Genomic DNA, 22,985 nt, shown 5'->3' on the forward strand with positions numbered 1-22,985 from the left:
ACTAACGGTAATCACCTAGACGCGCCTTCCATCTGGTCCGGAGACCCACATGCAACATTCCCCAGAAGCACTCGCTTCACGCAAGGACGGCGCGGTCATGGTGCTGCTGGTCGATGACCAGGCAATGATCGGTGAAGCGGTTCGCCGAGAACTGCTGGGGGAGCAGGGCATCGACTTCCATTACTGTTCGGACCCGACCCAGGCCATCGCCGTGGCCGAGCAGCTGCGCCCGACGGTGATTCTGCAGGACCTGGTGATGCCCGGTGTCGATGGCCTGACCCTGCTCGGCGAATACCGCGCCCGGCCCGCGCTGCGCGATGTGCCGATCATCGTGCTGTCGACCAAGGAGGACGCCACGGTGAAGAGCTCGGCGTTCGCCGCCGGCGCCAACGATTATCTGGTCAAGCTGCCCGATACCATCGAGTTGGTGGCGCGCATTCGCTATCACTCACGGTCCTACATGGCTCTGCAGCAGCGTGACGAAGCCTACCGGGCGCTGCGCGAAAGCCAGCAGCAATTGCTGGAAACCAACATGGTGCTGCAGCGGCTGATGAATTCCGATGGCCTGACCGGGCTGTCCAATCGCCGTCATTTCGATGAGTACCTGGAAATGGAATGGCGCCGTGCGACGCGCGAGCAGACGCCGCTTTCGCTGTTGATGATCGACGTCGACTTCTTCAAGAGCTTCAATGACCAGTTCGGCCACGTGGCCGGCGACGATGCCCTGCGCCGCGTGGCGGCGGCCTTGCGCGGCAGTTGCGGGCGCTCCACCGACCTGGCGGCGCGCTATGGCGGCGAGGAGTTCGCCATGGTGCTGCCCAGCACCTCGGCCGGCGGCGCGCGACTGCTGGCGGAAAAGGTGCGCCGCGCGGTGACCGAGCTGGGCATTCCCCATGACAAACCCGAGCCCGGCTCGGTGCTGACCGCCAGCCTGGGCGTCGCGACCCTGGTGCCGCGGGTCGGCCAGGCGCCCCTGCAACTGGTCAGTCTGGCTGACCAGGGGCTGTACATGGCCAAGCAGGCCGGGCGCAATCAGGTCGGCCTGGTCAACGACACCAGTGCGCTGCCCTGAGTTACCCCGGGTGATTTCCCGGTGCTGACGATTCGCCGTGCAGCATCACCCGACCACGGCCGGTTTGCTTGGCGCGGTACAGGGCTTGGTCGGCCAGCTCCACCACCTGCTCGAGATCGGCGTCATCCTGCGGCCACAGGGCGCCGCCGACGCTGCAGCCGATCTGCAACGGCTGGCCTTCCCAGACAATCACCGCTGCCAATGCCTGAAGGGTTCGCTCGGCGACCTGCCTGGCCTGGCTGGCTGCGCCATCGGCCGCTACTTGCAGGATCATCAGAAACTCGTCGCCACCCAGGCGCACTACCAGATCGCCGCCACGCAGGCAGCCGCGCATGCGTGACGCGGCCTCGCGCAGCACCTGATCTCCGGCTGCGTGACCGTAGCGGTCGTTGACCGGCTTGAACCCATCGAGGTCCAGATAGAGCACCGCCAGACCGTCCTGGCTGCCCTGGTTGCGCTGTTGCGCACGGGGCAGGAAACGGGCCAGCGCGGCGCGGTTCGGCAGGCCGGTGAGCGGGTCGTGGTGGGCGCGGTTTTCCAGGGCGTCGAGTTCGGCGTGCTGGTGGGTGAGGCTTTCCACCAGGTGACGGATGGAGTGGCTGAGCCGAGCGATTTCGCGGGGGCTGCCGATTTCCGGGATCACGGTGATTTCGCCATTGGCCAGGCGGTCGGCCGCCCGGGCGATGGTGCGCAGCGGACGGGTCACGTAGCTGGCCAGCAGCCATCCGCAGGCGGCAAACAGCAGGGCCAGCATCACACCCCAGGCGAATATGCTCAGGCGCATGGCCTGCACCGGCGCATCGGCCATCTGCAGATCCTGGCGAGCCACGACCATCCAGCCCAGCCCCGGGTAGTCGAGATAGCCCTGGCTGGCGGTCAGGCCGGTGAGGTAGCGCTTGCCGTCGGGCCATTGCTGCACGGCCCATTCGCTTTGCTGGGCCGCCAGGTTCTGCATCATCGGCAGATGCAGGCGTTGGCCGAGCATCTCGCGCGGGCCGAGCAGCACGGTGCGGTCACGGCCGACCACGAAGAACTCGATCTGGCGGCTATCTTCGATGGGCTTGAGGATCGCCTCGCGCACCTCGTCGGCCCATGACCAGGACAGGTGCGAGGCAAGCACCCCGACCAGGCGGCCGGCGTCGTCATGCACCGGCAGGCTGATATCGACGAATTTCATCGCCTCGCCCGTCGGGTTGGGCAGCAGCTTGGCAAGCAGCACGGCCTCGTGCACATCGCCGATGAACAGACTCTGGCTGCCTTCCAGAAAAACCGGGCGCTGGGCGATGCTGGCGCCTTCGAGTATGCCGTTGCTGGAGGCCAGCACCCGGCCCTGGGCGTCGGTGAAGCCGATCCAGGCGATGGTCGGGAACTTGCCCTGCAACTCGTCGAGCAGCCTGCGCACTTCGCCGGCGTTGCCGGGCTGACGCAGGGCACTGAGGCTGCCGACCACCTGCAGCATGCTGGCGCGGGCCTGCATGTCGCGGTCCAGGCGGTCGACCATGGTGTAGGAGACGCCGGCCAGGTCGCGGCCGATTTGCTTGCGGATGCGCTGGCTGGAGTCGCGACTGATCAGGCTGCCGAGCAGCAGGCTGAGCAGGCAGACCAGCACGACGGTGAGCAGGGCATAGTGGCTGCGCAGGCTGTGGGTGCGAAGCATGGTAACTGGGGATCCTTGGCGCGAGGGCGGATGGCTCGTTCGAGTATAGAAGGGCCGCTGGTCCGTAGCTGGGAGATCGCCGTCTGGCGTGCTGCCAGAATAGCCCGAGTCGCGTATACTCCGCGGCTTTTCCGAAGTTTTACCTGTGAGTGCCGCCAGCCATGGAAATCAACCCGATCCTGAACAGCATCAAGGACCTGTCCGAGCGCACCCAGACCATTCGGGGGTATCTTTGACTACGATCACAAGCATGATCGTCTCGTCGAAGTAAACCGCGAACTCGAAGACCCGAACGTCTGGAACAAGCCGGAATACGCCCAGAGCCTGGGCCGTGAGCGTGCCACCCTGGCGCAGATCGTCGAAACCATCGACGACCTGACCGGCAGCCTGGCCGATTCGCGCGACCTGCTGGACATGGCCGTCGAAGAAAACGACCAGGGCGCCGTCGACGACGTCGCTGCCGAAGTCGAGCGCCTGCGCGAAATCCTCGAGAAGCTCGAGTTCCGCCGCATGTTCAGCCACGAGATGGACCCCAACAACTGCTACCTGGATATCCAGGCCGGCTCTGGCGGTACCGAGGCCCAGGACTGGGCCAACATCCTGCTGCGCATGTACCTGCGCTGGGCCGACAAGCGCGGCTTCAGCGCCGAGATCGTCGAACTGTCCGAGGGTGAGGTCGCCGGCATCAAGGGCGCCACCGTGCATATCAAGGGCGAGTACGCCTTTGGCTGGCTGCGCACCGAGATCGGCGTGCACCGCCTGGTGCGCAAGAGCCCGTTCGACTCCGGCGCCCGTCGCCACACCTCGTTCTCGGCGGTGTTCGTATCGCCCGAGATCGACGACAAGGTGGAGATCGAGATCAACCCGGCCGACCTGCGCGTCGACACCTACCGCTCCTCCGGTGCCGGTGGTCAGCACGTCAACACCACCGACTCGGCGGTGCGCATCACCCACGTGCCGACCAACACCGTGGTGGCCTGCCAGAACGAACGTTCCCAGCACGCCAACAAGGACACCGCCATGAAGATGCTGCGGGCCAAGTTGTACGAGCTGGAGATGCAGAAGCGCAACGCCGCTTCCCAGGCGCTGGAAGACAGCAAGTCGGACATCGGCTGGGGTCACCAGATCCGCTCCTACGTGCTCGACGATTCGCGCATCAAGGATCTGCGTACCGGCGTCGAGCGTAGCGATTGCCAGAAGGTGCTCGACGGCGACCTCGACGGCTACCTCGAAGCCAGCCTCAAACAGGGCCTTTGATCCCGCACCCCGTGCAAGGCGCCGCTGCTTCGCGTAGCGGCGCCTTGCGGTTTCCCCATTGAATCAGTGATTAGACGCCAGGCAGATAGACCACCATGAGCGACCAACAGCCCGACCAGCAGGAACTGCAACAGGAAGAAAACAAGCTGATTGCCCAGCGCAAGGAAAAGCTTGCTGCCATCCGTGAGCAGGGCAGTGCCTTCCCCAACGACTTCCGCCGCGACAACCTCTGCGCCGATCTGCAGAAGCAGTACGTGGACAAGACCAAGGAAGAGCTGGAAGCCGCTGCCATCCCGGTCAAGGTTGCCGGGCGCATCATGCTCAACCGCGGTGCCTTCATGGTCATCCAGGACATGAGCGGGCGCATCCAGGTCTACGTCAATCGCAAGACCCTGCCTGAAGAAACCCTCGCCCAGGTCAAGACCTGGGACATGGGCGACATCATCGCCGCCGAAGGTACCCTGGCCCGTAGCGGCAAGGGCGACCTGTACGTCGAGATGAGCAGCGTGCGCCTGCTCACCAAGTCGCTGCGCCCGCTGCCGGACAAGCACCACGGCCTGACCGACACCGAACAGCGCTATCGCCAGCGCTACGTCGACCTGATCGTCAACGAAGAGGTGCGCGACACCTTCCGCGTGCGTTCCCAGGTGATCGCCCATATCCGCCGCTTCCTCGCCGAGCGCGACTTCCTAGAAGTGGAAACGCCGATGCTGCAGACCATTCCCGGAGGTGCCGCGGCCAAGCCCTTCGAGACCCACCACAACGCCCTGGACATGGCCATGTTCCTGCGCATCGCGCCGGAGCTGTACCTCAAGCGGCTCGTCGTTGGTGGTTTCGAGAAAGTCTTCGAGATCAACCGCAACTTCCGTAACGAAGGCGTTTCGACCCGGCACAACCCCGAGTTCACCATGCTCGAGTTCTACCAGGCCTATGCCGACTACGAAGACAACATGGACCTGACCGAGGAGCTGTTCCGCGAGCTGGCCCAGACCATCCTCGGCAGCACCGACGTGCCGTACGGCGACAAGGTGTTCCACTTCGGTGAGCCGTTCGTGCGCCTGTCGGTGTTCGACTCGATCCTCAAGTACAACCCCGAGATCAGCGCCGCCGACCTGCAGGACCTCGACAAGGCCCGTGCCATCGCCAAGAAGGCCGGAGCCAAGGTGCTCGGCTTCGAAGGCCTGGGCAAACTGCAGGTGATGATTTTCGAGGAGCTGGTCGAGCACAAGCTTGAGCAGCCGCACTTCATCACCCGTTACCCGTTCGAGGTCTCGCCGCTGGCTCGTCGCAGCGACGACGATCCGAGCGTCACCGATCGCTTCGAGCTGTTCATCGGTGGCCGCGAGATCGCCAACGCCTACTCCGAGCTCAACGATGCCGAAGACCAGGCCGCGCGCTTCCTGCAGCAGGTAGCCGACAAGGACGCCGGTGACGACGAGGCCATGCATTTCGATGCCGACTTCGTACGGGCCCTCGAATACGGCATGCCGCCGACTGCAGGCGAGGGCATCGGCATCGACCGCCTGGTGATGCTGCTGACCAATTCGCCGTCGATTCGCGACGTGATCCTGTTCCCGCATATGCGCCCGGAACTCTAAGGATTGGACGAGCCGCCTCCGGGCGGCTTTTTATTGTCCGTGAATCAGCGCCTATCCTGTTGATGAACGCCCGGCCGGATGCTTGACGCGCGGCGCCAGGGAGTCGGACTATCAGCCCGGTGGCGGCCCGCAACGGTCTCGAGGAGAGCATGATGAAAGCCTGGCGCGCATGGGTAATGCTGTCGTTTCTGCTGTTGAGTGGCTGCCTGGTGACCTTCAAGGAACCGATCCCGGCGAACGAGACGGCGCCGATTCCGCTGCTGGGTCTGTGGTCGCGGGTGGATGAGTGGGGTGAGCTGCGCTATCTGGATATCAGCCGGTCGGGCGCCAACCTGTACAAGGCCGACACCTACGTCGACAACCCCGACAATGTGCCCAGCGTGCGCAGTTACAGCTTTACCGTGGCCCACCATGGGCGACGCTGGTACCTGTCTGCCGGCGTGCCCAAGCGCATGGGGGCGAACTTCGCCATCGGCGGCTTCGAGCTGACCCAGGCGGGCGAGCTGGTGCTGTTCAATCTCGATGTCGAGCGCATCAGGCAGGCCATCGCCAGTGGCGATCTGGCAGGCAGCGACGTGGAAATGCCCCAGGGTGAGGGCGTGCTGGTGAGCAGCTCGCTGGACAAGGTGTTCGCCTACCTCAACGACCCTGCCAACTCCGACCTGTTCGTCGAAGTGGCGCGCTACCAGCGCAGTGCGCCTTGAAAACGTCAGCCAAGCAAAGAGGATTGTCATGAACAGCCATACCGCACTCGACGGCTACCAACTGGTGGTGCGCGCGCTGTCGGACCGTATCGTCGAGGCGCAAACGCCGATCCGCGTACTCGACGCGGTGAAATGGGACGACTCCATCCGCCAGGGGTTTCTCAAGCACAAGGGGCGCGAGCTGCCGGCCATCGACCGCAGCTACTACGACAGCCGCCCGCTGGCGTTCGACCCGGCCGCCAAGAAGCTGGAATTCCAGAACATCGAGCGCGACATCACCCGCCAGCTCGGTCAGTTCAACCCGGTGGGGCAGATCATGCGCCGCATGTGCCGCGAGTACCGCATGGTGATTCGCATGCTGGAGGCGCGCGGCACCTCGGATTTCGGGCTGATTTCCCAGGAACTGTATGGTGCGGCGTCCGACGCCTTCCATGCCGGTGATCCGACCCTGGCCGATCTGGGGCTGATGTTTTCCGGCTACCTGAACAACATCGACAGCCGCGGCGACCTCAAGGACGAGCCCAAGACGCTGAGCGCCAAGGACGCCGTCGCCTTGCTGCAGGGCCGGCTGAATCTGGTGTTCGGCGAGAGCGACAGCACCATCCGGGTGTTCGAGTCCGATGGCATTCTTGCCGATGCGGCGGCGGGTGCCGATTACATCAAGATCCGCAGCGACGCGATGTTCAACGAACGCGACGTCAAGGCGCTGGAGGTGCACGAAGGGTTGGTGCACGTGGCCACCACCCTCAACGGCCAGAATCAGCCGATCTGTACCTTCCTGGCCAAGGGGCCGCCCTCGTCGACGGTCACCCAGGAAGGCCTGGCCATCCTCATGGAGGTGATCGCCTTCGCCTCCTATCCGAGCCGCCTGCGCAAGCTGACCAATCGTACCCGGGCCATTCACATGGCCGAGCAGGGCGCCGACTTTCTGCAGGTCTGCGATTTCTACCGCGAGCAGGGCTTCAGCCTGGAGGACAGCTACAGCAATGCCAGCCGTGCCTTCCGCGGCTCGGCGCCGGACGGTTTGCCCTTCACCAAGGACCTGTCGTACCTGAAGGGCTTCATCATGATCTACAACTACATCCAGCTAGCGGTGCGCAAAGGCAAGCTGGAACAGATCCCTTTATTGTTCTGCGGCAAGACCACGCTCGAGGATATGCGTACCCTACGCCAACTGGTCGATGAAGGGCTGGTGAGCCCGCCCAGGTACCTGCCGCAGCAGTTTCGCGACCTCAACTCGCTGTCGGCCTGGATGTGCTTCTCCAACTTCCTCAACCATTTGAGCCTGGATCGGATCGAAGCCGACTACGCCAACATTCTCTGAGCACCAACTCGGGAGTGGCGGCGCGGCACGCGACCGCCCTTCACTTCGCCGAGCTGCCGTGGGCGGCCGGCTCGTACTCGAGATGTCGGCATGACAGCGCGCAACCCCATCCCCCTGATTCTCACCGCCATTGGCAGCATCGCCGGCACCGTGGCGGTGCTCGGCTTCTACGGCTACCTGCATTTCGCCAAACCGGAGGATGCCTTGCTGCTGGCCGAATTCACCATGCTCAAGACCGTGCCCGGCGAGGACTATCGAGTCAGCCTCAAACCCGCCGACCAGGTGGCGCAGTGCATCGACGGCGTGCTGGTGCTGTTCGACCTGCAGCAAAAGGGCCTTAGCGGTGTGCTGGTCGACGACTCCAAGCGCGCGGTGCGCTGCAACCCTTCCTGATACCAGAAACGACAAACCCTGCTGGACCAGGGTGTCTGGTGAGGCAGCCCCCCACTCCCATGGGCGCAGGCTGGCTCAGGCAGGGCGGGGCGTTAGACTTTAGGCGTCCTCGCCGAAGGCAGTACGCCGTGACAAGCTTCTGCAGATGAGCCGCCTGTGGCCGGTGGGCTGTTCGCCCGGGCTACGAGTGGCCGGCATGCCGGGCTGTCCTGCGCAGCTGCAACCCCTCCCGATGCCAGAAACGACAAACCCCGCCTGAGCGGGGTTTGTCTTGTGAGGTTGCCTGCACCCTTTGCAGTGCAGGCTTGCTCAGGCAGGCCGCAGCCTTAGTTGCCCATCGACGAGCGAGGGGCGACCGGCTTGCTGTCGTTGGAAATGGTCACTTCCACACGACGGTTCATGGCGCGGCCGGCCGAGTCGCTGTTGCTGGCGACCGGGTATTCCTTGCCATAACCCTGGGCGACGATGCGCTCCGGACCAACGCCCTGCTTGATCAGTGCGGCGCGAACGGAGTTGGCACGGCGCTCGGACAGGCTCTGGTTGTACTGAGCCGAGCCGGTGCTGTCGGTGTAGCCTTCGACGATCACCTTGCGGTCCGGGTTTTCCTGCAGGAACTGGGCGAGCTTGGTGATGTTGTGCATGCCGCCGGGCTTGAGCTCGGAACGATCGAGGTCGAACAGCACGTCACCGAAGGTCACCAGGGTGCCGCGCTCGGTCTGCTTGGCGTTCATGCTCTCCTGCAGCTGCTTGATCTGCGCATCACGGGCATCCAGGCGGGCCTGGGCACGCTGGGCGCTGCTCTGCTCCAGGTTCTGCTCGGTGGTACGCAGGGCGATGGTCTGCTCGGCCAGCTCGATACGCTTGTTGGCCAGGTAGGACAGCTGGTCAACGCGCTTCTCGTCTTCTTTCTCGCGGTAGGCTTTTTCCGCACGCTCCAGCGCTTCACCGGCGTCCTTGGTTTCCAGGGCGGCGACTTTTACCGACTCAGGGTTGGTCTGCAGGCTGGAGTAGCTGCTGCGCGCCTGTTCCAGGTTGACGTTGGGCTTGGAGGCACAGGCGGCCAGGCCGACGCTCAGCGCCAGCAGGGCAGGAATCATCACTTGATTACGCATGGTCGTTCATCCTTCTATGAATTGGCGAAAGCTGTCGTGGGGCGTTACTGCTGCTGACCCTGGGTACGGATCTGCTGGGCGCCACGCATACCTTCCTGACGCAGTTCCTCGATGCCCTGCTGAGCATCCTTGAGCGCCTTGTCAGCCTTGGCGGCCTGAGTCTTGCGGGTGGCTACGCGAGCGTCCCACTCGGCCTGTTCGGCCAGGCGCTTGGCTTCTTCGTAATTCTTCTCGACCAGTTCCAGTTCGGCCTGCTTGAGCTTGTCCTGCGCGGACTTGGTCTCTACCGCGGCGAACTCGGTGCCACCGGAACTCACGGCTTCGTTGACCGCCGATTTGGTTACGGCCATTTGTTCGCTGGGCGGATTACCGGCGCAACCAGCCAGCAGCAGGCTGCTGCCAATGGCCAGCGCAGCGACCTTCCAGCTGGCCAGTTGAGTACGAGCGTTTGGGGCAGTTTTAGTGGTCATGGTGCAACTCCGTTGGTAAATACCTGGCAAAACAGTCGGTTTCCACGATGGTTACCTGCCGTGCGGGACTCAGGAGCGAGCGCGGCTGAGTAAGTTTTTTCCCGCCGACCGGTGGTCGGTAACGGCATAGTTCTGTGAGTTGGCGACGGCTGGAAACGTTCAGCAAAAAACTGCGATTTGCCGGATTCGCGTCGCCAGAAAATCGGCGTAGGCCCCGTCAACCGCGGACTTCGCCACTCCTGCTGATCGCTCAGGGCATGCTCGGCGGCTACTCGGTATCGAGTTCCTGGCGGTAATGACGGGCCAGTTCGAGAAAACGCGGGGTCGGCCCGATGTCCTCGTAGATGGGGTTGCCTTCCTCGTCGTTGGCCACCACTTGAGTGCCCTGCACGTAGGGCAGGCTGGCCTCGAGATCTTCCAGGGCGGCGCCCAGCAGCTCGGCGAGCAGGTCTTCGGGGCGGCGCTTGGGGTACATGTGGCTGAGCGCCGCCAGGCGTGCAGCCGCCTCAAGATCCAGGTGAACCTGGTAGGGCGTACTGGCCAGGCGGCCGGTGGCGTGCTGTTCCCATTGCTGGACGAGCTGGCGGATCTTCATAGGTACCTCGGTGCAGGGGTGTTTGCTAGAGACAGGCGCAGGCTGGCGGCGTTCCGGTTGCCGCGTGCAGTGCCTGGCGCCTGCTGCTTTGCTCGCATTGCGGCTTGTCAGGTGCTTCGCGGCTGGGCAATCTGCAGGTTCACGCAACGGCGCAGGAGACTGGTATGACGCAAATCGATGCACGTCTACGCGAGGACGTTCACCAGCTTGGTGAGTTGCTCGGCAGTACCATCCGCGACCAGCATGGCGAGGCCTTTCTCGACAAGATCGAGCGTATTCGCAAGGGGGCCAAGGCCGCGCGGCAAGGCTCGGCCGACGGCGCGCGGCAGCTCAGCGAGACCCTTGACGGGCTGCACGACGACGAGCTGCTGCCGGTGGCCCGCGCCTTCAACCAGTTTCTCAACCTGGCCAATATCGCCGAGCAGTACCACCGGGTGCGTCGCCGCGATACGGGCGAGGCGCAACCGTTCGAGAACCGCGTGTTCGACGAGCTGCTGCAGCGCCTGCGCGCCAATGGTCATGATCGCCAGGCCCTCGCGCGACAGGTCGCGCAGCTGGATATCGAACTGGTGCTCACTGCGCACCCCACGGAGGTGTCGCGGCGCACCCTGATCCAGAAATACGATGCCATCGCCGCGCAACTGGCCGAACAGGATCACCGCGACCTGTCGGCTGCCGAGCGCGAGGCCATCACCAGCCGTCTGCAGCGGCTGATCGCCGAGGCCTGGCACACCGAGGAGATTCGTCGCGTACGCCCCACGCCAGTGGACGAGGCCAAGTGGGGCTTCGCGGTGATCGAGAATTCCCTGTGGCATGCGCTGCCAACGGTGATGCGCAAGGCCGACCAGGCGTTGCAGCGCGAAACCGGGCAACGCCTGCCACTGGACGCCGCACCGATTCGCTTCGCCTCGTGGATGGGCGGCGATCGCGATGGCAACCCCAATGTCACCGCCACGATCACCCGCGAGGTGCTGCTGCTGGCGCGCTGGATGGCCGCCGACCTGTACCTGCGCGACATCGACAACCTGGCCGCCGAGCTGTCCATGCAGCGCTCCAACGACGAGCTGCGCGCACGCGCCGGCGATAGTGCAGAGCCCTACCGCGCGGTGCTCAAGCAATTGCGCGAGCGGTTGCGTGCTACCCGCACCTGGGCCCATGAGTCGCTTTCCGGCCCGGTCAGTGCATCGGCGCAGGTGCTGCACGACAACGCCGACCTGCGCGAGCCCCTCGAGCTCTGCTATCGATCCCTGCATGACTGCGGCATGGGCGTGATCGCCGATGGCCCGCTGCTGGATTTCCTGCGCCGGGTGGGCACCTTCGGGCTGTTCCTGGTGCGCCTCGACGTGCGGCAGGACGCCACCCGCCATGCTTCAGCCATGGCCGAGATCACCGAGTACCTGGGCCTGGGTCGCTACGACAGCTGGGACGAAGAGCAGCGGCTGGCGTTCCTGCAGGGTGAGCTGAGCGGTCGCCGGCCCTTGTTGCCCGCCGACTTCGACCCCAGCGCCGACACCGCCGAAGTGCTCGCCACCTGCCGCGAAGTGGCAGCTGCGCCGGCGGCCTCGCTGGGCTCCTATGTGATCTCCATGGCCGGCGCCGCCTCGGACGTGCTTGCCGTGCAACTGTTGCTCAAGGAAGCCGGGCTGCGCCGCCCCATGCGTGTGGTGCCGCTGTTCGAAACCCTGGCGGACCTGGACAACGCCGCCGTCGCCATCGAACGGCTGCTCGGCCTGCCGGACTATCGCGCCGGTCTGCAGGGGCCACAGGAAGTGATGATCGGCTACTCGGATTCCGCCAAGGATGCCGGCACCACCGCGGCCGCCTGGGCGCAGTACCGTGCCCAGGAAAGTCTGGTGCGCATCTGCCGTGAGCATGACGTCGAGCTGCTGCTGTTCCATGGCCGTGGCGGTACCGTGGGACGTGGTGGCGGCCCGGCCCACGAGGCGATTCTGTCGCAGCCACCCGGTTCGGTGAACGGGCGTTTCCGCACCACCGAGCAGGGCGAGATGATCCGCTTCAAGTTCGGCATGCCGGATATCGCCGAACAGAACCTCAATCTGTACCTGGCCGCGGTGCTGGAAGCCACCCTGCTACCGCCGCCCGTGCCGCGACAGGCCTGGCGAGAGCAGATGGACAAGCTGGCCGCTGACGGCGTGGCCACCTACCGCAGCGTGGTGCGCGAGCATCCGCAGTTCGTCGAGTACTTCCGCCAGGCCACGCCCGAGCAGGAGCTCGGCCGCTTGCCCCTCGGCAGCCGGCCAGCCAAGCGGCGTGAAGGCGGGGTGGAGAGCCTGCGCGCCATCCCATGGATTTTCGCCTGGACCCAGACGCGCCTGATGCTGCCCGCCTGGCTGGGCTGGGAAGCCGCGCTGCGCGAGGCACTGGCCCGTGGTGAAGGTGACCGATTGCGCGAGATGCGTGAGCAGTGGCCGTTCTTCCGCACACGTATCGACATGCTGGAGATGGTGCTGGCCAAGGCCGATGAGTCGATCGCCAGGCTGTACGACGAGCGTCTGGTGGACAGCGATCTGCATCCCCTGGGCGCGCATTTACGCGACCTATTGTCGCAGGCGAGCGAGGTGGTGCTGAACCTGACCGGGCAATCGCAGCTGCTGGTGCACAGCCCCGAGACCCTGGAATTCATCACCGTACGCAACACCTACCTCGATCCGCTGCACTTGCTGCAGGCCGAGTTGCTGGCCCGTTCGCGGCAGCGTGAGCAGCAGCCCGGCAGCGCTCTGGAGCAGGCGCTGCTGGTCAGCGTGGCGGGTATCGCGGCGGGGCTGCGCAACACCGGTTGAGGCGTGGCCAAGCGGAGTGCATTCAGAGGGGATCATGCGTGCAAAAGCGCTGATCCAGAGATGATTTACAGGGTATCTGCCGGACTGCAGCGCGCGTTCGACTTTGGTGGGATGGCGCAGGAAGCGCCGCTGCGGTCAAGCTGTGTCAGCGCAACGGCAAATTGGCGGTCGATCGCCATGACCTGCGGCTTTTCAACGGCTTGTGCGCCATTGGAGCGCTGTGTATCTTGATCGACCTTCTGACAGTTCGGCACCTGGCCGGGCTGCCGAAACCCTTTTCGAGATTGGCCCCGCAAGGCGAGTCCACAATACCAAGAACTTGAGGAGCACATCGATGCGCGTGATTCTGTTGGGGGCGCCCGGTGCCGGCAAAGGTACTCAGGCAGGTTTCATCACCAAGAAATTCTCGATTCCGCAAATCTCCACCGGCGACATGCTGCGTGCCGCGGTCAAGGCCGGCACCGAGCTGGGCCTGGCGGCCAAGAGCGTGATGGATGCCGGTGGCCTGGTCTCCGATGAGCTGATCATCAACCTGGTCAAGGAACGCATCGCCCAGCCCGATTGCGCCAACGGCTTCCTGTTCGACGGTTTCCCGCGCACCATCCCCCAGGCCCAGGCTCTAAAGGATGCCGGCGTACATATCGACCACGTGGTGGAAATCGCCGTCGACGACGAAGAGATCGTTGGCCGTATCGCCGGCCGCCGCGTGCACCCGGGCTCGGGGCGCGTGTACCACACCGAGCACAACCCGCCTAAGGTTGCTGGCAAGGACGACGAAACCGGGGAAGACTTGATCCAGCGCGAAGACGACAAGGAAGCCACCGTGCGTCATCGCCTGTCGGTCTATCACTCGCAGACCAAGCCCCTGGTGGACTTCTACCAGAAGCTGTCGGCTGCCGAGGGCACACCCAAGTACAGTGCCATCGAAGGTGTCGGCTCGGTCGAGCAGATCACCGCCAAGGTGCTGGCAGCGCTGAGCTGACCTGACCTACGCCAACAACGGCCCGCTTGCGGGCCGTTGTCGTTTCTGGGCATGCCAGGGCGGGCTAGGGCCCGGCTCGAGTCGCTGGTGGGCAGCCACCGTCGCCGCCGTTTCGTTACTATCGGGCTTCCCACCGCCATCAGGCATGCTCCGAGTGCCAACCGGCGCGCCCATGCGTCTGCTGGTTGCTCGACCGCCACCAACAGCGTCGAGAAAGGCGGCCATAACCACCACCCCCCAGCAGAGTGCATTCCATGACCCAGAACAGAAGATTCGCCTGCTTGCCCATCGCCCTGGTATCGGCGCTGAGTGCATCCGTCGCCCTGGCCGACGGCGCCGCCGAGAAGCACGAGTGCTCGGTAGACCAGTTCAGCATGGCATTGCGTTACCAGCAGCAATCCGCGGAAGTTCGCGCCTTGCAGATGCAGGCCTACAACATCGCCACCGAGAAGCTCGACGCCGCCGTGGCGGCCGCCGAGGATCCTTCCAAACTGGCCATCGTCACCGATGTGGACGAAACGGTGATCGACAACTCCGCGTTGCTGGCGCGCGACCTTGCCAACTGCCACACCTACGATGGCTGGGACACCTGGCTGCCGTGGGAGCGCGATGGTGATCCGGTGCTGATCCCCGGGGCCAGGAAGTTCCTCGAGCACGCCGACAAGCTGGGCGTGACCATCCGCTATGTGTCCGACCGTTCCGAGGAGCAGAAGGCCTACACCCTCAAGGCCTTGGAGAAGCTCGACCTGCCCCAGGTCAGCGCCGACAGCGTGCTGCTGCTCGGGCCGCCCAAGGTCGAGCGCCGTGCGCTGGTAGCCAAGGACCATCGTATCGTGATGCTGCTCGGCGACACCCTGCACGACTTCGACGCACGCTTTCGCAAGACCCCGGTGGCCGAGCAGCGGGCGACCGCCGAAGCCGAGTCGGCGAAGTGGGGCACCGAGTGGATCGTGTTCCCGAATGCCGGCTACGGCACCTGGTCCAAGGAGCCGCTCAAGGCCTGGGATGCCAAGCCCGTCATCGAGAAGTGGTAAAGGGTCTGGCGGATCGCTGATCCGCTGGCTGGCCGGCGCGTGCCTGGCGCGGCTGATGTGCTCAGGCGCTCGCCTGGCCGCCGAGCGTCCTTTCGGCAGGCCGGTTGGCTCGCTGCGCTGGAAAAAAACGGCCCAAACCGTTTTAATGCCCGCCCGCTCAGCCACCTCTACAGATTGCCATGACCACTCTGCTGGCCCTCGATACCGCTACCGAAGCCTGCTCCGTCGCCTTGCTGCATGACGGCCGCGTAACGAGCCACTACGAGGTGATTCCACGCCTGCATGCGCAGAAGCTGTTGCCGATGATCAAGGCGCTGCTGGCCGAGCAGGGCGTTGCGCTGTCGGTGTTGGATGCCATCGCCTTTGGGCGCGGCCCGGGCGCCTTCACCGGCGTGCGCATCGCCATCGGCGTGGTGCAGGGGCTGGCCTTCGCCCTGGATCGCCCGGTGCTGCCGGTTTCCAACCTGGCGGTGCTGGCCCAGCGTGCACAGCGTGAGCATGGCGCCGGCCAGGTGGCTGCGGCCATCGATGCGCGTATGGATGAAGTGTACTGGGGCTGCTACCGCGCCGAAGCGGGCGAGATGCGTCTGGTTGGTCGCGAGGCGGTGCTGGCTCCGGAGCTGGCCCAATTGCCAGGGGACGCCCAGGGCCCGTGGTTCGGTGCCGGCACCGGCTGGGGAACCTTCGCCGAACGTCTCCGTGGCCAGGTCGCTGCCTGCGACGGCAGCATGCTGCCCCATGCCGAAGACCTGCTCAGCCTGGCCCGTTTCGCCTGGGCCCGTGGCGAGGCGGTGGTGGCCGACCAGGCCCAGCCGATCTACCTGCGTGATCAGGTCGCTACCCCGAAAATGCCGCCACCGGCGGGCTTTTGAACGCCAGGCGACGAGAGGGTCGTCCTTTTGTCGTCAACTTCTCGGCATCCATTGCCAAGGATTCATGGCGCGGCTAAATTGCCAGTACTTCCGCACGCCTTCCTGCCGAGCCTTCATTGATGCGTATCGACGGTAACATCGCGCCCTACTCACCGGATCGTGGCCCCCGCTCGGGGACCGCGGTTACGCCTTATCGCGAGGCGAACCGGGAAGTAGAGGTAAAGCGCGAGCAACCGGCACCGACGGCAGGCACCCAGGGCTTCGAACAGACGCCGCAGATCCGTCGCGTGCAGCAGAGCAACGCCAGCACCGACTACTATCCGGTGCGCTCGGCCGACACCACCTACCAGCCGGCCATCAGCAACCGCGCCGCCCAGGCCATCGCTAGCTACAGCAGCACCGCGGCGTTCGCCCGTGACGTGGATGCTCAGCAGGTGCTGGGCCTCGACCTTTACGCCTGATCGACTTGTGGTCGGCCTGACTCGCCTGGGTCAGGCACAATAGGCGTTTTAGTCTGCCCTGCGATTTTCTGATGCTTCCGTATTTTGTTGGTTGTCCTTCCTGGAACGAGCCTGCCTGGCGCGGCAGCTTCTACCCACCCGACCTGAACATGAGCGACAGCGTGGAGCACTATTGCCGGGTGTTCAACGCGGTGGAGGGCAACACCACCTTCTATGCGCGTCCCGATCAGGACAAGCTCGCCCGCTGGGTGGCGCGCATGCCGGCGCATTTCCGCTTCTGCGCCAAGGTGCACAAGGACATCAGCCACGAAGGCGACCTGCGCGAGCAACTGGGCAGCACCCACGCATTTCTCGACCTGCTCGCGCCGCTGGGTGAGCGGATCACGCCGTTGTGGCTGCAGCTGCCGGCGCAGTTCGGCCCTTCGCGGTTGGGTGAGCTGGCGGTGTGGCTGGACGAATTCGCTAACCGGCGGATTGCCGTGGAAGTGCGCCATCCGGCGTTCTTCGACAAGGGCGACGAGGAACGCGTGCTCAATCGGCTGCTCCACGAGCGTGGCGTGGAGCGCATCTGCCTGGACTCCCGGGCGCTGTTCAGTTGCACCTCCAGGGACCCGGCGGTGCTGCATGCCCAGGCCAAGAAGCCGCGCCTGCCGATTCGCCCCGCGGCGTTCACGGACAGCCCCCAGGTGCGCTTTATCGGCGGGCCGGACCTGGCGGCCAATCAGCCGTTTCTCGAGCCTTGGCTGGACAAGGTGGCTGCCTGGATCGAACAGGGCCTGACGCCCCATGTATTCCTGCATACCCCCGACAACCACCTGGCCGCGGCCCAGGCGCTGCGCTTCCATGAGCTGCTCTGCGAGCGCCTGCCGGGCCTGCCGCCGCTGCCACCGTACACCGACAGCGAACCCAGAGCCGAACAGTTGGGGTTGCTTTAAGGCAGAAGCAGACATCGATGCAGGACCTGTGAGAGCGGGCCGGCCGCTCCCGCCACCTTGCTGTCCGTCAGGGTAGGATGGGTGAAACCCATCAATTAACCGATGGGTTTCACCCATCCTACGTTGGCAATTGGTGGTTTAGGAGTTCGTGATTGTGGGAGCGGGCCATGCCCGCGAAAGATCGCGGACACGCCGAGTTCCTACAGCCGTCAGGCCAGGCGCAGGTGGTTGTCCCAGAAACCGGCTGGCAGTTCCAGCGGCTGCATGGCGATGCGTTCGCTGCGGCAGTCGTAGAGGCGGCAGCGGCCGATACCGGCACTGACCACGAAGCCGTGCTCCGTCGCGCCGACGCCGGCGCAGTCGGGCAGGGCGGTATCCAGGCGTACGGCGCCGCTGTCCAGATCCCAGATGAACAGGCGATTGCCCCGCGGTGCGGTCATCGCCAGCAGGCGCAGGTCGCTGTGCACGGCCACGCTGGCGGTGTACTGGCTCATCATCTGGCGCTGCGCATCGGCCATGGGGAAGTGCTGGAACGGCTGGCCCGGACGCTTGATCGCTACCAGCGGCACGGCATCCATGGCATCGCCCATGTACTGCTGGCCACTGACCACGGTGCCGTCGCTGGCCACGGCCAGGTGGCGCACGCTGTTCATCGGCTCCGGCAGCTGTTCCTTGCTGTGCAGGGTGCCATCGCGGGCCATCAGCACCAGGCTGGCTTCCATGGCGTCGAGGTTCATCTCCACCCGGCTTTCCGCTTCGGTGCGAATGCCACCGTTGGCCACCACCAGGGTTTCACCGTCGGGCATCCACAGCAGCTGGTGCGGGCCCAGGCCGTGGCTGGACAGCTCGTCGCGGTGCACCAGGCGCTCACCTTCCAGTCGATAGGCGCCAAGCACGCCGCGGCCGGGATCGCGGGTATCGTTCTCGGTGGCGTACAGCCATTCACCGTCCTTGTGGAACACCGCGTGGCCGTAGAAATGCCGATCCTGTTCGCTGTGCAATGTCTGCAGCAGGCGGCCGTCCCGGGTGTCGATCAGGTAGCTCTCGGTGCTGGGCCGACGCCCGACGAACACCGCCATCGGCAAACTGGGATGGGGCACCACGTCATGGCAGCGTTCGCTGACCTGGGTAGCGAAGGCGCGCTGACCATCGAGGCGGTAGCCGACCGCGTAATGCTTGCCGCCTTCATCGTTGCGCGCCGACAGCAGCAGCGGCTGGTGGCCGGTGTGGGTCAGCCTCCAGCCGCCGACGGCGCCTGCCGCCAGCAGGGTGGCGCTCAGGCCGAGAAATGCCCGGCGTTTCATGCTCATGGTTCAGTCTCCGTCGTGGGCGTTGAAGCCCAGCTGGATGCCCAGCGCCCGGGCCAGCTCGCCTTCGTGCAGGCGATGCAGCACGTTGAGGCTGTCGTAGAAGGCATTGAGGGTCTGCCGCCCGTGCTCGTCGGCGAGCAGCTCGCCAAGAGGGCGCTGCAGGCCGGCGAGTTGTTTGCGGCTTTCGGCGTAGGCGGCGTCGATACGTTTCTTGAGATCATCCTGATCGCTGCCCAGCAGGGCTTGCAGGCCGTCGTCCTTGGCACCGTGCCAGAGCTGTTCGGCGCCGCTGAGCGCTGCGCCCAGGTTGCTCAGGCTGGCCTGGCTGCGCCAGGCTTCGGCCTGGTAGGGTTGCGGCACGCCCTTGCTCTGCCGGCCCAGGGGCGCGCCGAGCTTTTTCTTCAGGCCATCGATGGCGCTGACCTGGGTGCGCAGCATGTCGGAGATCGCCTCGCCGGCTTCGGCATAGCGCTCATTGGGGAAGGTGCGAAACAGCGCCAGGGCGCCGTTCTCGCCTTGCCACTGATCCAGCACGGTGTTGGCCAGTGCCTGCTGATGCTCGCCGATCGCCACCAGCAACGGGCAGTAGCGGGTTTTCTGCTCGGCGTTCTGCAGGTCGATCTCGGGGTCGAACATCAGGTATTCGTAAGCGGTAAGCCCCTGGACCACGACGCTGGCCTTTTCCAGGTCGGCGGCAGCCAGTTGCGGCTTGGCCTTGACCAATGCTTCGACCTGACGGGCCACCAGGTTCTTCTTGTCCGGCCAGAACTGCACCTGCCAGGCGCGATTGCCCTCGGCCAGCGGGCCGACCGCCAGGGGCTGCAGGCTGGCCCAGGCGCTTTGCGCGGTGAGGAACGCCTGGCGAGCGCTGGCCAGGTCTTCCTGGCCTGCGCAGAACGCATTGGCGCTGCTGGCCAGGGCGACATCCGCCTCTTTCCAGGTGGCGTGGGCCGGCAGCAACACGCCTTCGGCCAGTGCCGAGCTGGTGGTGGCCTGCGGGTCGGCCGGCGAGCAGGCGGCCAGGGTCAGGCCCAGCAGAGTGACGGTCAGCGGAGAACGGATCATGCGCGGCTCCTTACAGTGAATTCAGAAAGGCCAGGAGCGCGGCGCGCTCCTCGCTGGAAAATTGCAGCACCTGCTGCTTGGCCGCTTCGGCTTCGCCGCCATGCCAGGCGATGGCTTCGAGCAGGTTGCGGGCGCGGCCGTCGTGCAGAAACTGGGTGTGGCCGCTGACCGTTTCGGTCAGGCCGATGCCCCACAGCGGCGCGGTGCGCCACTGGCGACCGTTGGCCAGGAACTCGTCGCGGCCATCGGCCAGGCCGTCGCCCATGTCATGCAACAACAGATCGGTATAGGGGCGAATGGTCTGGTTGGCCAGCTCCGGTTCGGCGGCATCGGCGGCGGTGACGAAGCTTGGCGTATGGCAGCCCTGGCAGCCGGCGCGATGGAACAGGGTCTTGCCGGCCAGCACCTGGTCGTCGTCGACCTTGCGGCGCGCCGGCACGGCGAGGTTGCGAGTGTAGAACAGCACCATGCTCATGATGTTGTCGCTGACTTCCGGCTCGCCGCCGTGGGGCGCCTGGCGGCAGGGGGTCTGTGCCATGGTGCAGCCATCGCTGGGCTGCAGGCTGCTGGTCAGCCCCATGTCCTGCAAGAAGGCGTGGGCGTTCTGCTGGTTGAGCGTCGGTTGCCCGGCCTTCCAGCCGAAGCGGCCAAGTACGGTTTGCTGACGTGCATCGTCCCACACCCGGTTGGGTTGGCCGCGGATGCCATCGCCGTCGCGATCATCCGGGTCGGCGTTGGCCAGGATCGCCGCCTCGGGAATCGCTTCGAGCAGGCCGAGGCCGATCATCGGCGGGGCGACCCGCGCCGAGAACAGGGTGTCCGGGTGCATCGGCCCGTAACCAAGCTGGCTGATGTTCAGCTGCGGCTTGCGCAGTTCGATGCTGTAGCCGTCGGCGAAGCGCACCTGCTCGGTGCGGTAGTCAACGCGCACCTTGCCTTCCGGGGCGACGCCGGGGTTGGCCATGTCCTGCAACTGGCCACCATAGGTGGGCTCGGGCAGCACACCGAGGCGTTGCAAGGCGGCATGATCGGCATCGCTGGCCGGAATCGACAGGCGCACCAGCATCGACACGGCGTTGACGCTGCCCGGCTCTGGCGGGTGGCCGCGGCCATCGCGGATATGGCAGTTCTGGCAGGCGTTGGTGTTGAACAGCGGGCCGAGGCCGTCACGGGCGGTGGTGGTTGAGGGGGCGATCACCCAGGGGTTGCGAAAGAAGCTGTTGCCCACGCTGAAGTCCAGGCGGCGTTCGGGCGGCAGATTCGCGGAGGGCAGGGAAAAGGCCACGCGGTCGCTGCGTGACACCGTGGCAGCACCGCCGGACAGCGCTTCGCCGGGTTCGGCTGCGGTGAAGGTCGGCGACTTATCGCAGGCGGTCAGGCCGAGAGCCAGAAACAGCAGTGGCAGCAGGCGACCGGGTGACGCTGGCATGGATGGTCCGCAGGGCAGAAATCGAGGGCGGCAATCTTAGCAGTCTGCGTCGCTTTAAATAAGATGGATTTGCGTTTAATCGGCCAGCACAACCAGGCTCTGCCCCGGTACCCAACCGCTTTCGCCGCTGGCCTCGCGTAGGCACCAGAGCCAGCCGTTCAGATGGCGGCTGGCAACCAGCAGTTCGTTGACCCGGGTATCCAGCTCCCGTGCGGTATAGCGCTCTAGCGCGCGTGCGCTGCCGTCGCCAAGCAACTCGAGAATGCTCAGCGGCACCCAGCCGCCGGGGTGGGCGTCGGTGCGGCAGAAATACCAGTCCTGCCAGTCTTCAGGGCCGTCGTAGCGCTCGCCAAGCTGGAGCAGGGTTCCGGCGTCGAAGGCGATGGGGTTTGGATACTCGCTGCGGTGGGCGGTGACGACCCGGCAGCCTGTGGGCTTCATGATTACCTCTTGGGTTCGCGACAGGGTATGCCGCCAGGTATAAAAAAGCCGGTGCGAAACCGCGCACCGGCTTGTTAGTCGCTCGCTTACCGCGTGATCAGAACTCGTGATCGGCGGTGTCCGGGTTGAGGTCGCTGATACCCAGCTTACCGGCGGCCTGTTCGATGGCGCCGGTCTGCTTGACCAGTGCGGCGATGGCGTCGCGTACCAGCTGCTGGCCTTCGGCGTTGTCGGCGGCGATCAGCTGATCGAAGTGCACACCCTTGTTGGCGCTGTCGACCAGGGCCTGGAGCTTGGCCTGGGTGGCGTCCAGATCGGCCTTCACGGTGCTGTCGGTGGCCGCGTCGGCCTTGGCGACCAGCGACGACAGGCTCGGGCCGCTCAGGGTGCTGCCGTCGACCTTCTTGTACTCGCCCAGGTAGACGTTACGGATGCCCAGGCCGTTGTAGTAGTGCGAGTTGTGGGTGTTGTCGCTGAAGCAGTCGTGCTCGTCTTCGGTGGAGTTGGCTTCCAGGGCGACCTTCATGCGCTCGCCGGCCAGTTCGCCGAGGGACAGGCTGCCCATGCCGAAGAGCATCTTGCGCACGCCGTTTTCGGCGGACTCGCCTTCCAGGGTGGCGCGATAGTTGTCGGCCACACCGGCTTTCCACTGCCCGGCCATTTCGTCGAGGTCGGCGACCAGCAGGTCGGTGGCGGCTTTCAGGTAGGCACGGCGACGCTCGTTGTGGCCACCGGTGGCGCCGTCACCCACCACGTAGTCGGTGGCTGGGCGCTCGCCAGCGCCGGGGCCGGTACCGTTCAGGTCCTGGCCCCAGAGCAGGAATTCGATAGCGTGGTAGCCGGTGGCGACGTTAGCTTCGGAGCCGCCCAGCTCGTTCAGGCTGGCCAGCAGGTCCGGAGTGATTTCGCTGACGTCGAGCTTGTCTTCGCCAACCTGGATCTCGGTGTGGGCGATGATGTTGGCGCCCGCTGCCGGGTTGCCCAGGGCGTGCTGGTAGTCGGCGTCGACGTAGTCGATCAGGCCTTCGTCCAGGGGCCAGGCGTTAACCTGGCCTTCCCAGTCGTCGACCAGGGTGTTGCCGAAGCGGAACACTTCGCTCTGCATGTACGGCACGCGCGCGGCCAGCCAGGCTTCGCGGGCGGCTTTCAGGGTCTCGTCGTTGGGATTGGCGAGCAGGGCGTCGACGGCGCTCTGCAGCTTCTTGGCGGTGCTGGCGGCATCGTCGAACACGGCGGACGCGATGTCGGCGTAGTGCTTGACCACGGCCTGCGCAGCGGCTTCGTCGAAGGCGCCGGCTGCTGCTGGTGCACTGCTGCCGGTCGCTTGCGCAGCCGGTGCGGCGGCTTGGTTGGCAGGCGCCTTGTCTTCGCCGCAGCCCGCCAGGGCAATGGCGATGGTCAGCAGGCTGGCAGAGGCCAGGGGCATACGAATCATGACGAAATCCTTTGCGTGTTAATGGGGAGCGCGCGTGG

Annotated in this window: 21 protein-coding genes; 12 read left to right on the forward strand and 9 right to left on the reverse strand. The window is 65.3% G+C overall.

The annotated features are described in order from the left end of the window. Positions 1-49: 49 nt before the first annotated feature. Positions 50-1,072, forward strand: a complete 1,023-nt coding sequence (locus BM154_RS09795) for a diguanylate cyclase (RefSeq protein ID WP_074882711.1) — start codon at positions 50-52, stop codon at positions 1,070-1,072. Position 1,073: 1 nt separating this feature from the next. Here the strand turns inward: BM154_RS09795 and BM154_RS09800 are convergent, their stop codons facing one another. Next, positions 1,074-2,729 carry a sensor domain-containing diguanylate cyclase gene (locus BM154_RS09800; protein ID WP_074882714.1) on the reverse strand — a complete coding sequence of 552 codons (1,656 nt, stop codon included), beginning with the start codon at positions 2,727-2,729 and terminating at the stop codon, positions 1,074-1,076. A gap of 161 nt (positions 2,730-2,890) precedes the next feature. On the opposite strand from BM154_RS09800, the gene prfB reads away from it, so the two are divergent. The 5 genes from prfB (at position 2,891) to BM154_RS09820 (ending at position 8,005) form a co-directional block, all read left to right on the forward strand. After that, a protein-coding gene (gene prfB / locus BM154_RS23815; RefSeq protein WP_139225428.1) for a peptide chain release factor 2 occupies positions 2,891-3,986 on the forward strand; the annotation gives its coding sequence in 2 pieces (ribosomal slippage) (positions 2,891-2,962 and positions 2,964-3,986; 1,095 coding nt in all). Between the two features lie 95 nt (positions 3,987-4,081). Then, entirely contained in the window at positions 4,082-5,584 is a 1,503-nt protein-coding gene (gene lysS / locus BM154_RS09805; RefSeq protein WP_074882716.1) for a lysine--tRNA ligase, read from the forward strand. Between the two features lie 152 nt (positions 5,585-5,736). Then, positions 5,737-6,288: a hypothetical protein gene (locus BM154_RS09810; RefSeq protein WP_074882719.1), complete on the forward strand. Its 552-nt coding sequence runs from the start codon at positions 5,737-5,739 to the stop codon at positions 6,286-6,288. A gap of 28 nt (positions 6,289-6,316) precedes the next feature. Further along, on the forward strand, positions 6,317-7,612 hold the full coding sequence (locus tag BM154_RS09815) for a flavohemoglobin expression-modulating QEGLA motif protein (RefSeq protein WP_074882721.1): 1,296 nt from the start codon (positions 6,317-6,319) through the stop codon (positions 7,610-7,612). Positions 7,613-7,702: 90 nt separating this feature from the next. Further along, positions 7,703-8,005, forward strand: coding sequence for a PA3694 family proteiin (locus tag BM154_RS09820; protein ID WP_074882723.1), 303 nt, complete (start codon positions 7,703-7,705; stop codon positions 8,003-8,005). A 326-nt stretch (positions 8,006-8,331) separates the two neighbouring features. Here the strand turns inward: BM154_RS09820 and lptF are convergent, their stop codons facing one another. The 3 genes from lptF to BM154_RS09835 all read right to left on the reverse strand — a co-directional run bounded on the left by lptF (position 8,332) and on the right by BM154_RS09835 (position 10,182). Then, entirely contained in the window at positions 8,332-9,117 is a 786-nt protein-coding gene (gene lptF, locus BM154_RS09825; protein ID WP_074882725.1) for a lipotoxin F family OmpA-related lipoprotein LptF, read from the reverse strand. A gap of 44 nt (positions 9,118-9,161) precedes the next feature. Then, entirely contained in the window at positions 9,162-9,587 is a 426-nt protein-coding gene (locus BM154_RS09830) for a DUF4398 domain-containing protein (protein WP_074882727.1), read from the reverse strand. A gap of 268 nt (positions 9,588-9,855) precedes the next feature. Further along, on the reverse strand, positions 9,856-10,182 hold the full coding sequence (locus tag BM154_RS09835) for a pilin assembly protein (protein ID WP_074882729.1): 327 nt from the start codon (positions 10,180-10,182) through the stop codon (positions 9,856-9,858). Between the two features lie 164 nt (positions 10,183-10,346). Between BM154_RS09835 and ppc the strand changes: the two genes are divergently transcribed. From ppc to BM154_RS09865, 6 genes are all read left to right on the forward strand, one after another. Beyond that, on the forward strand, positions 10,347-12,983 hold the full coding sequence (gene ppc, locus BM154_RS09840) for a phosphoenolpyruvate carboxylase (RefSeq protein WP_074882731.1): 2,637 nt from the start codon (positions 10,347-10,349) through the stop codon (positions 12,981-12,983). Between the two features lie 334 nt (positions 12,984-13,317). Beyond that, on the forward strand, positions 13,318-13,965 hold the full coding sequence (gene adk / locus BM154_RS09845; RefSeq protein ID WP_074882733.1) for an adenylate kinase: 648 nt from the start codon (positions 13,318-13,320) through the stop codon (positions 13,963-13,965). A gap of 254 nt (positions 13,966-14,219) precedes the next feature. Further along, entirely contained in the window at positions 14,220-14,999 is a 780-nt protein-coding gene (locus BM154_RS09850) for a 5'-nucleotidase, lipoprotein e(P4) family (RefSeq protein WP_074882735.1), read from the forward strand. Between the two features lie 179 nt (positions 15,000-15,178). Continuing rightward, a complete protein-coding gene (tsaB, locus tag BM154_RS09855; RefSeq protein ID WP_074882738.1) occupies positions 15,179-15,871 on the forward strand; it encodes a tRNA (adenosine(37)-N6)-threonylcarbamoyltransferase complex dimerization subunit type 1 TsaB in 693 nt (230 codons plus the stop codon). A gap of 119 nt (positions 15,872-15,990) precedes the next feature. Continuing rightward, the gene (locus tag BM154_RS09860; protein ID WP_074882741.1) at positions 15,991-16,332 is read left to right on the forward strand and encodes a hypothetical protein; all 342 of its coding nucleotides are present in this window, start codon (positions 15,991-15,993) and stop codon (positions 16,330-16,332) included. A 71-nt stretch (positions 16,333-16,403) separates the two neighbouring features. After that, complete coding sequence (locus tag BM154_RS09865) at positions 16,404-17,267, forward strand: DUF72 domain-containing protein (protein ID WP_074882744.1); 864 nt, start codon at positions 16,404-16,406, stop codon at positions 17,265-17,267. 209 nt (positions 17,268-17,476) lie between these two features. On the opposite strand, the gene BM154_RS09870 is transcribed toward BM154_RS09865, so the two are convergent. The 5 genes from BM154_RS09870 to BM154_RS09890 form a co-directional block, all read right to left on the reverse strand. Beyond that, complete coding sequence (locus tag BM154_RS09870; RefSeq protein ID WP_074885248.1) at positions 17,477-18,571, reverse strand: DUF1513 domain-containing protein; 1,095 nt, start codon at positions 18,569-18,571, stop codon at positions 17,477-17,479. Positions 18,572-18,580: 9 nt separating this feature from the next. Beyond that, the gene (locus tag BM154_RS09875) at positions 18,581-19,642 is read right to left on the reverse strand and encodes an imelysin family protein (RefSeq protein ID WP_074882746.1); all 1,062 of its coding nucleotides are present in this window, start codon (positions 19,640-19,642) and stop codon (positions 18,581-18,583) included. Positions 19,643-19,652: 10 nt separating this feature from the next. Beyond that, a complete protein-coding gene (locus BM154_RS09880; protein WP_074882749.1) occupies positions 19,653-21,071 on the reverse strand; it encodes a di-heme oxidoreductase family protein in 1,419 nt (472 codons plus the stop codon). Positions 21,072-21,146: 75 nt separating this feature from the next. Beyond that, complete coding sequence (locus BM154_RS09885; RefSeq protein WP_074882751.1) at positions 21,147-21,512, reverse strand: SH3 domain-containing protein; 366 nt, start codon at positions 21,510-21,512, stop codon at positions 21,147-21,149. 97 nt (positions 21,513-21,609) lie between these two features. Next, a complete protein-coding gene (locus BM154_RS09890; protein WP_074882753.1) occupies positions 21,610-22,947 on the reverse strand; it encodes an imelysin family protein in 1,338 nt (445 codons plus the stop codon). Positions 22,948-22,985 lie beyond the last annotated feature (38 nt).

Source organism: Phytopseudomonas argentinensis, assembly GCF_900113905.1.
GTDB lineage: Bacteria > Pseudomonadota > Gammaproteobacteria > Pseudomonadales > Pseudomonadaceae > Aquipseudomonas > Aquipseudomonas argentinensis.

Excerpts from the sequence above, each read along its gene's own strand:
- BM154_RS09820 (WP_074882723.1), top strand. The coding sequence starts at position 7,703 with ATGACAGCGCGCAACCCCATCCCCCTGATTCTCACCGCCATTGGCAGC.
- BM154_RS09890 (WP_074882753.1), bottom strand. The coding sequence starts at position 22,947 with ATGATTCGTATGCCCCTGGCCTCTGCCAGCCTGCTGACCATCGCCATT.
- BM154_RS09860 (WP_074882741.1), top strand. The coding sequence starts at position 15,991 with ATGCGTATCGACGGTAACATCGCGCCCTACTCACCGGATCGTGGCCCC.
- BM154_RS09795 (WP_074882711.1), top strand. The coding sequence starts at position 50 with ATGCAACATTCCCCAGAAGCACTCGCTTCACGCAAGGACGGCGCGGTC.
- lptF (WP_074882725.1), bottom strand. The coding sequence starts at position 9,117 with ATGCGTAATCAAGTGATGATTCCTGCCCTGCTGGCGCTGAGCGTCGGC.
- BM154_RS09880 (WP_074882749.1), bottom strand. The coding sequence starts at position 21,071 with ATGCCAGCGTCACCCGGTCGCCTGCTGCCACTGCTGTTTCTGGCTCTC.
- lysS (WP_074882716.1), top strand. The coding sequence starts at position 4,082 with ATGAGCGACCAACAGCCCGACCAGCAGGAACTGCAACAGGAAGAAAAC.
- BM154_RS09875 (WP_074882746.1), bottom strand. The coding sequence starts at position 19,642 with ATGATCCGTTCTCCGCTGACCGTCACTCTGCTGGGCCTGACCCTGGCC.
- adk (WP_074882733.1), top strand. The coding sequence starts at position 13,318 with ATGCGCGTGATTCTGTTGGGGGCGCCCGGTGCCGGCAAAGGTACTCAG.
- BM154_RS09885 (WP_074882751.1), bottom strand. The coding sequence starts at position 21,512 with ATGAAGCCCACAGGCTGCCGGGTCGTCACCGCCCACCGCAGCGAGTAT.
- BM154_RS09835 (WP_074882729.1), bottom strand. The coding sequence starts at position 10,182 with ATGAAGATCCGCCAGCTCGTCCAGCAATGGGAACAGCACGCCACCGGC.
- tsaB (WP_074882738.1), top strand. The coding sequence starts at position 15,179 with ATGACCACTCTGCTGGCCCTCGATACCGCTACCGAAGCCTGCTCCGTC.
- BM154_RS09815 (WP_074882721.1), top strand. The coding sequence starts at position 6,317 with ATGAACAGCCATACCGCACTCGACGGCTACCAACTGGTGGTGCGCGCG.
- ppc (WP_074882731.1), top strand. The coding sequence starts at position 10,347 with ATGACGCAAATCGATGCACGTCTACGCGAGGACGTTCACCAGCTTGGT.
- BM154_RS09830 (WP_074882727.1), bottom strand. The coding sequence starts at position 9,587 with ATGACCACTAAAACTGCCCCAAACGCTCGTACTCAACTGGCCAGCTGG.
- BM154_RS09865 (WP_074882744.1), top strand. The coding sequence starts at position 16,404 with ATGCTTCCGTATTTTGTTGGTTGTCCTTCCTGGAACGAGCCTGCCTGG.
- BM154_RS09800 (WP_074882714.1), bottom strand. The coding sequence starts at position 2,729 with ATGCTTCGCACCCACAGCCTGCGCAGCCACTATGCCCTGCTCACCGTC.
- BM154_RS09850 (WP_074882735.1), top strand. The coding sequence starts at position 14,220 with ATGACCCAGAACAGAAGATTCGCCTGCTTGCCCATCGCCCTGGTATCG.
- BM154_RS09870 (WP_074885248.1), bottom strand. The coding sequence starts at position 18,571 with ATGAAACGCCGGGCATTTCTCGGCCTGAGCGCCACCCTGCTGGCGGCA.
- BM154_RS09810 (WP_074882719.1), top strand. The coding sequence starts at position 5,737 with ATGAAAGCCTGGCGCGCATGGGTAATGCTGTCGTTTCTGCTGTTGAGT.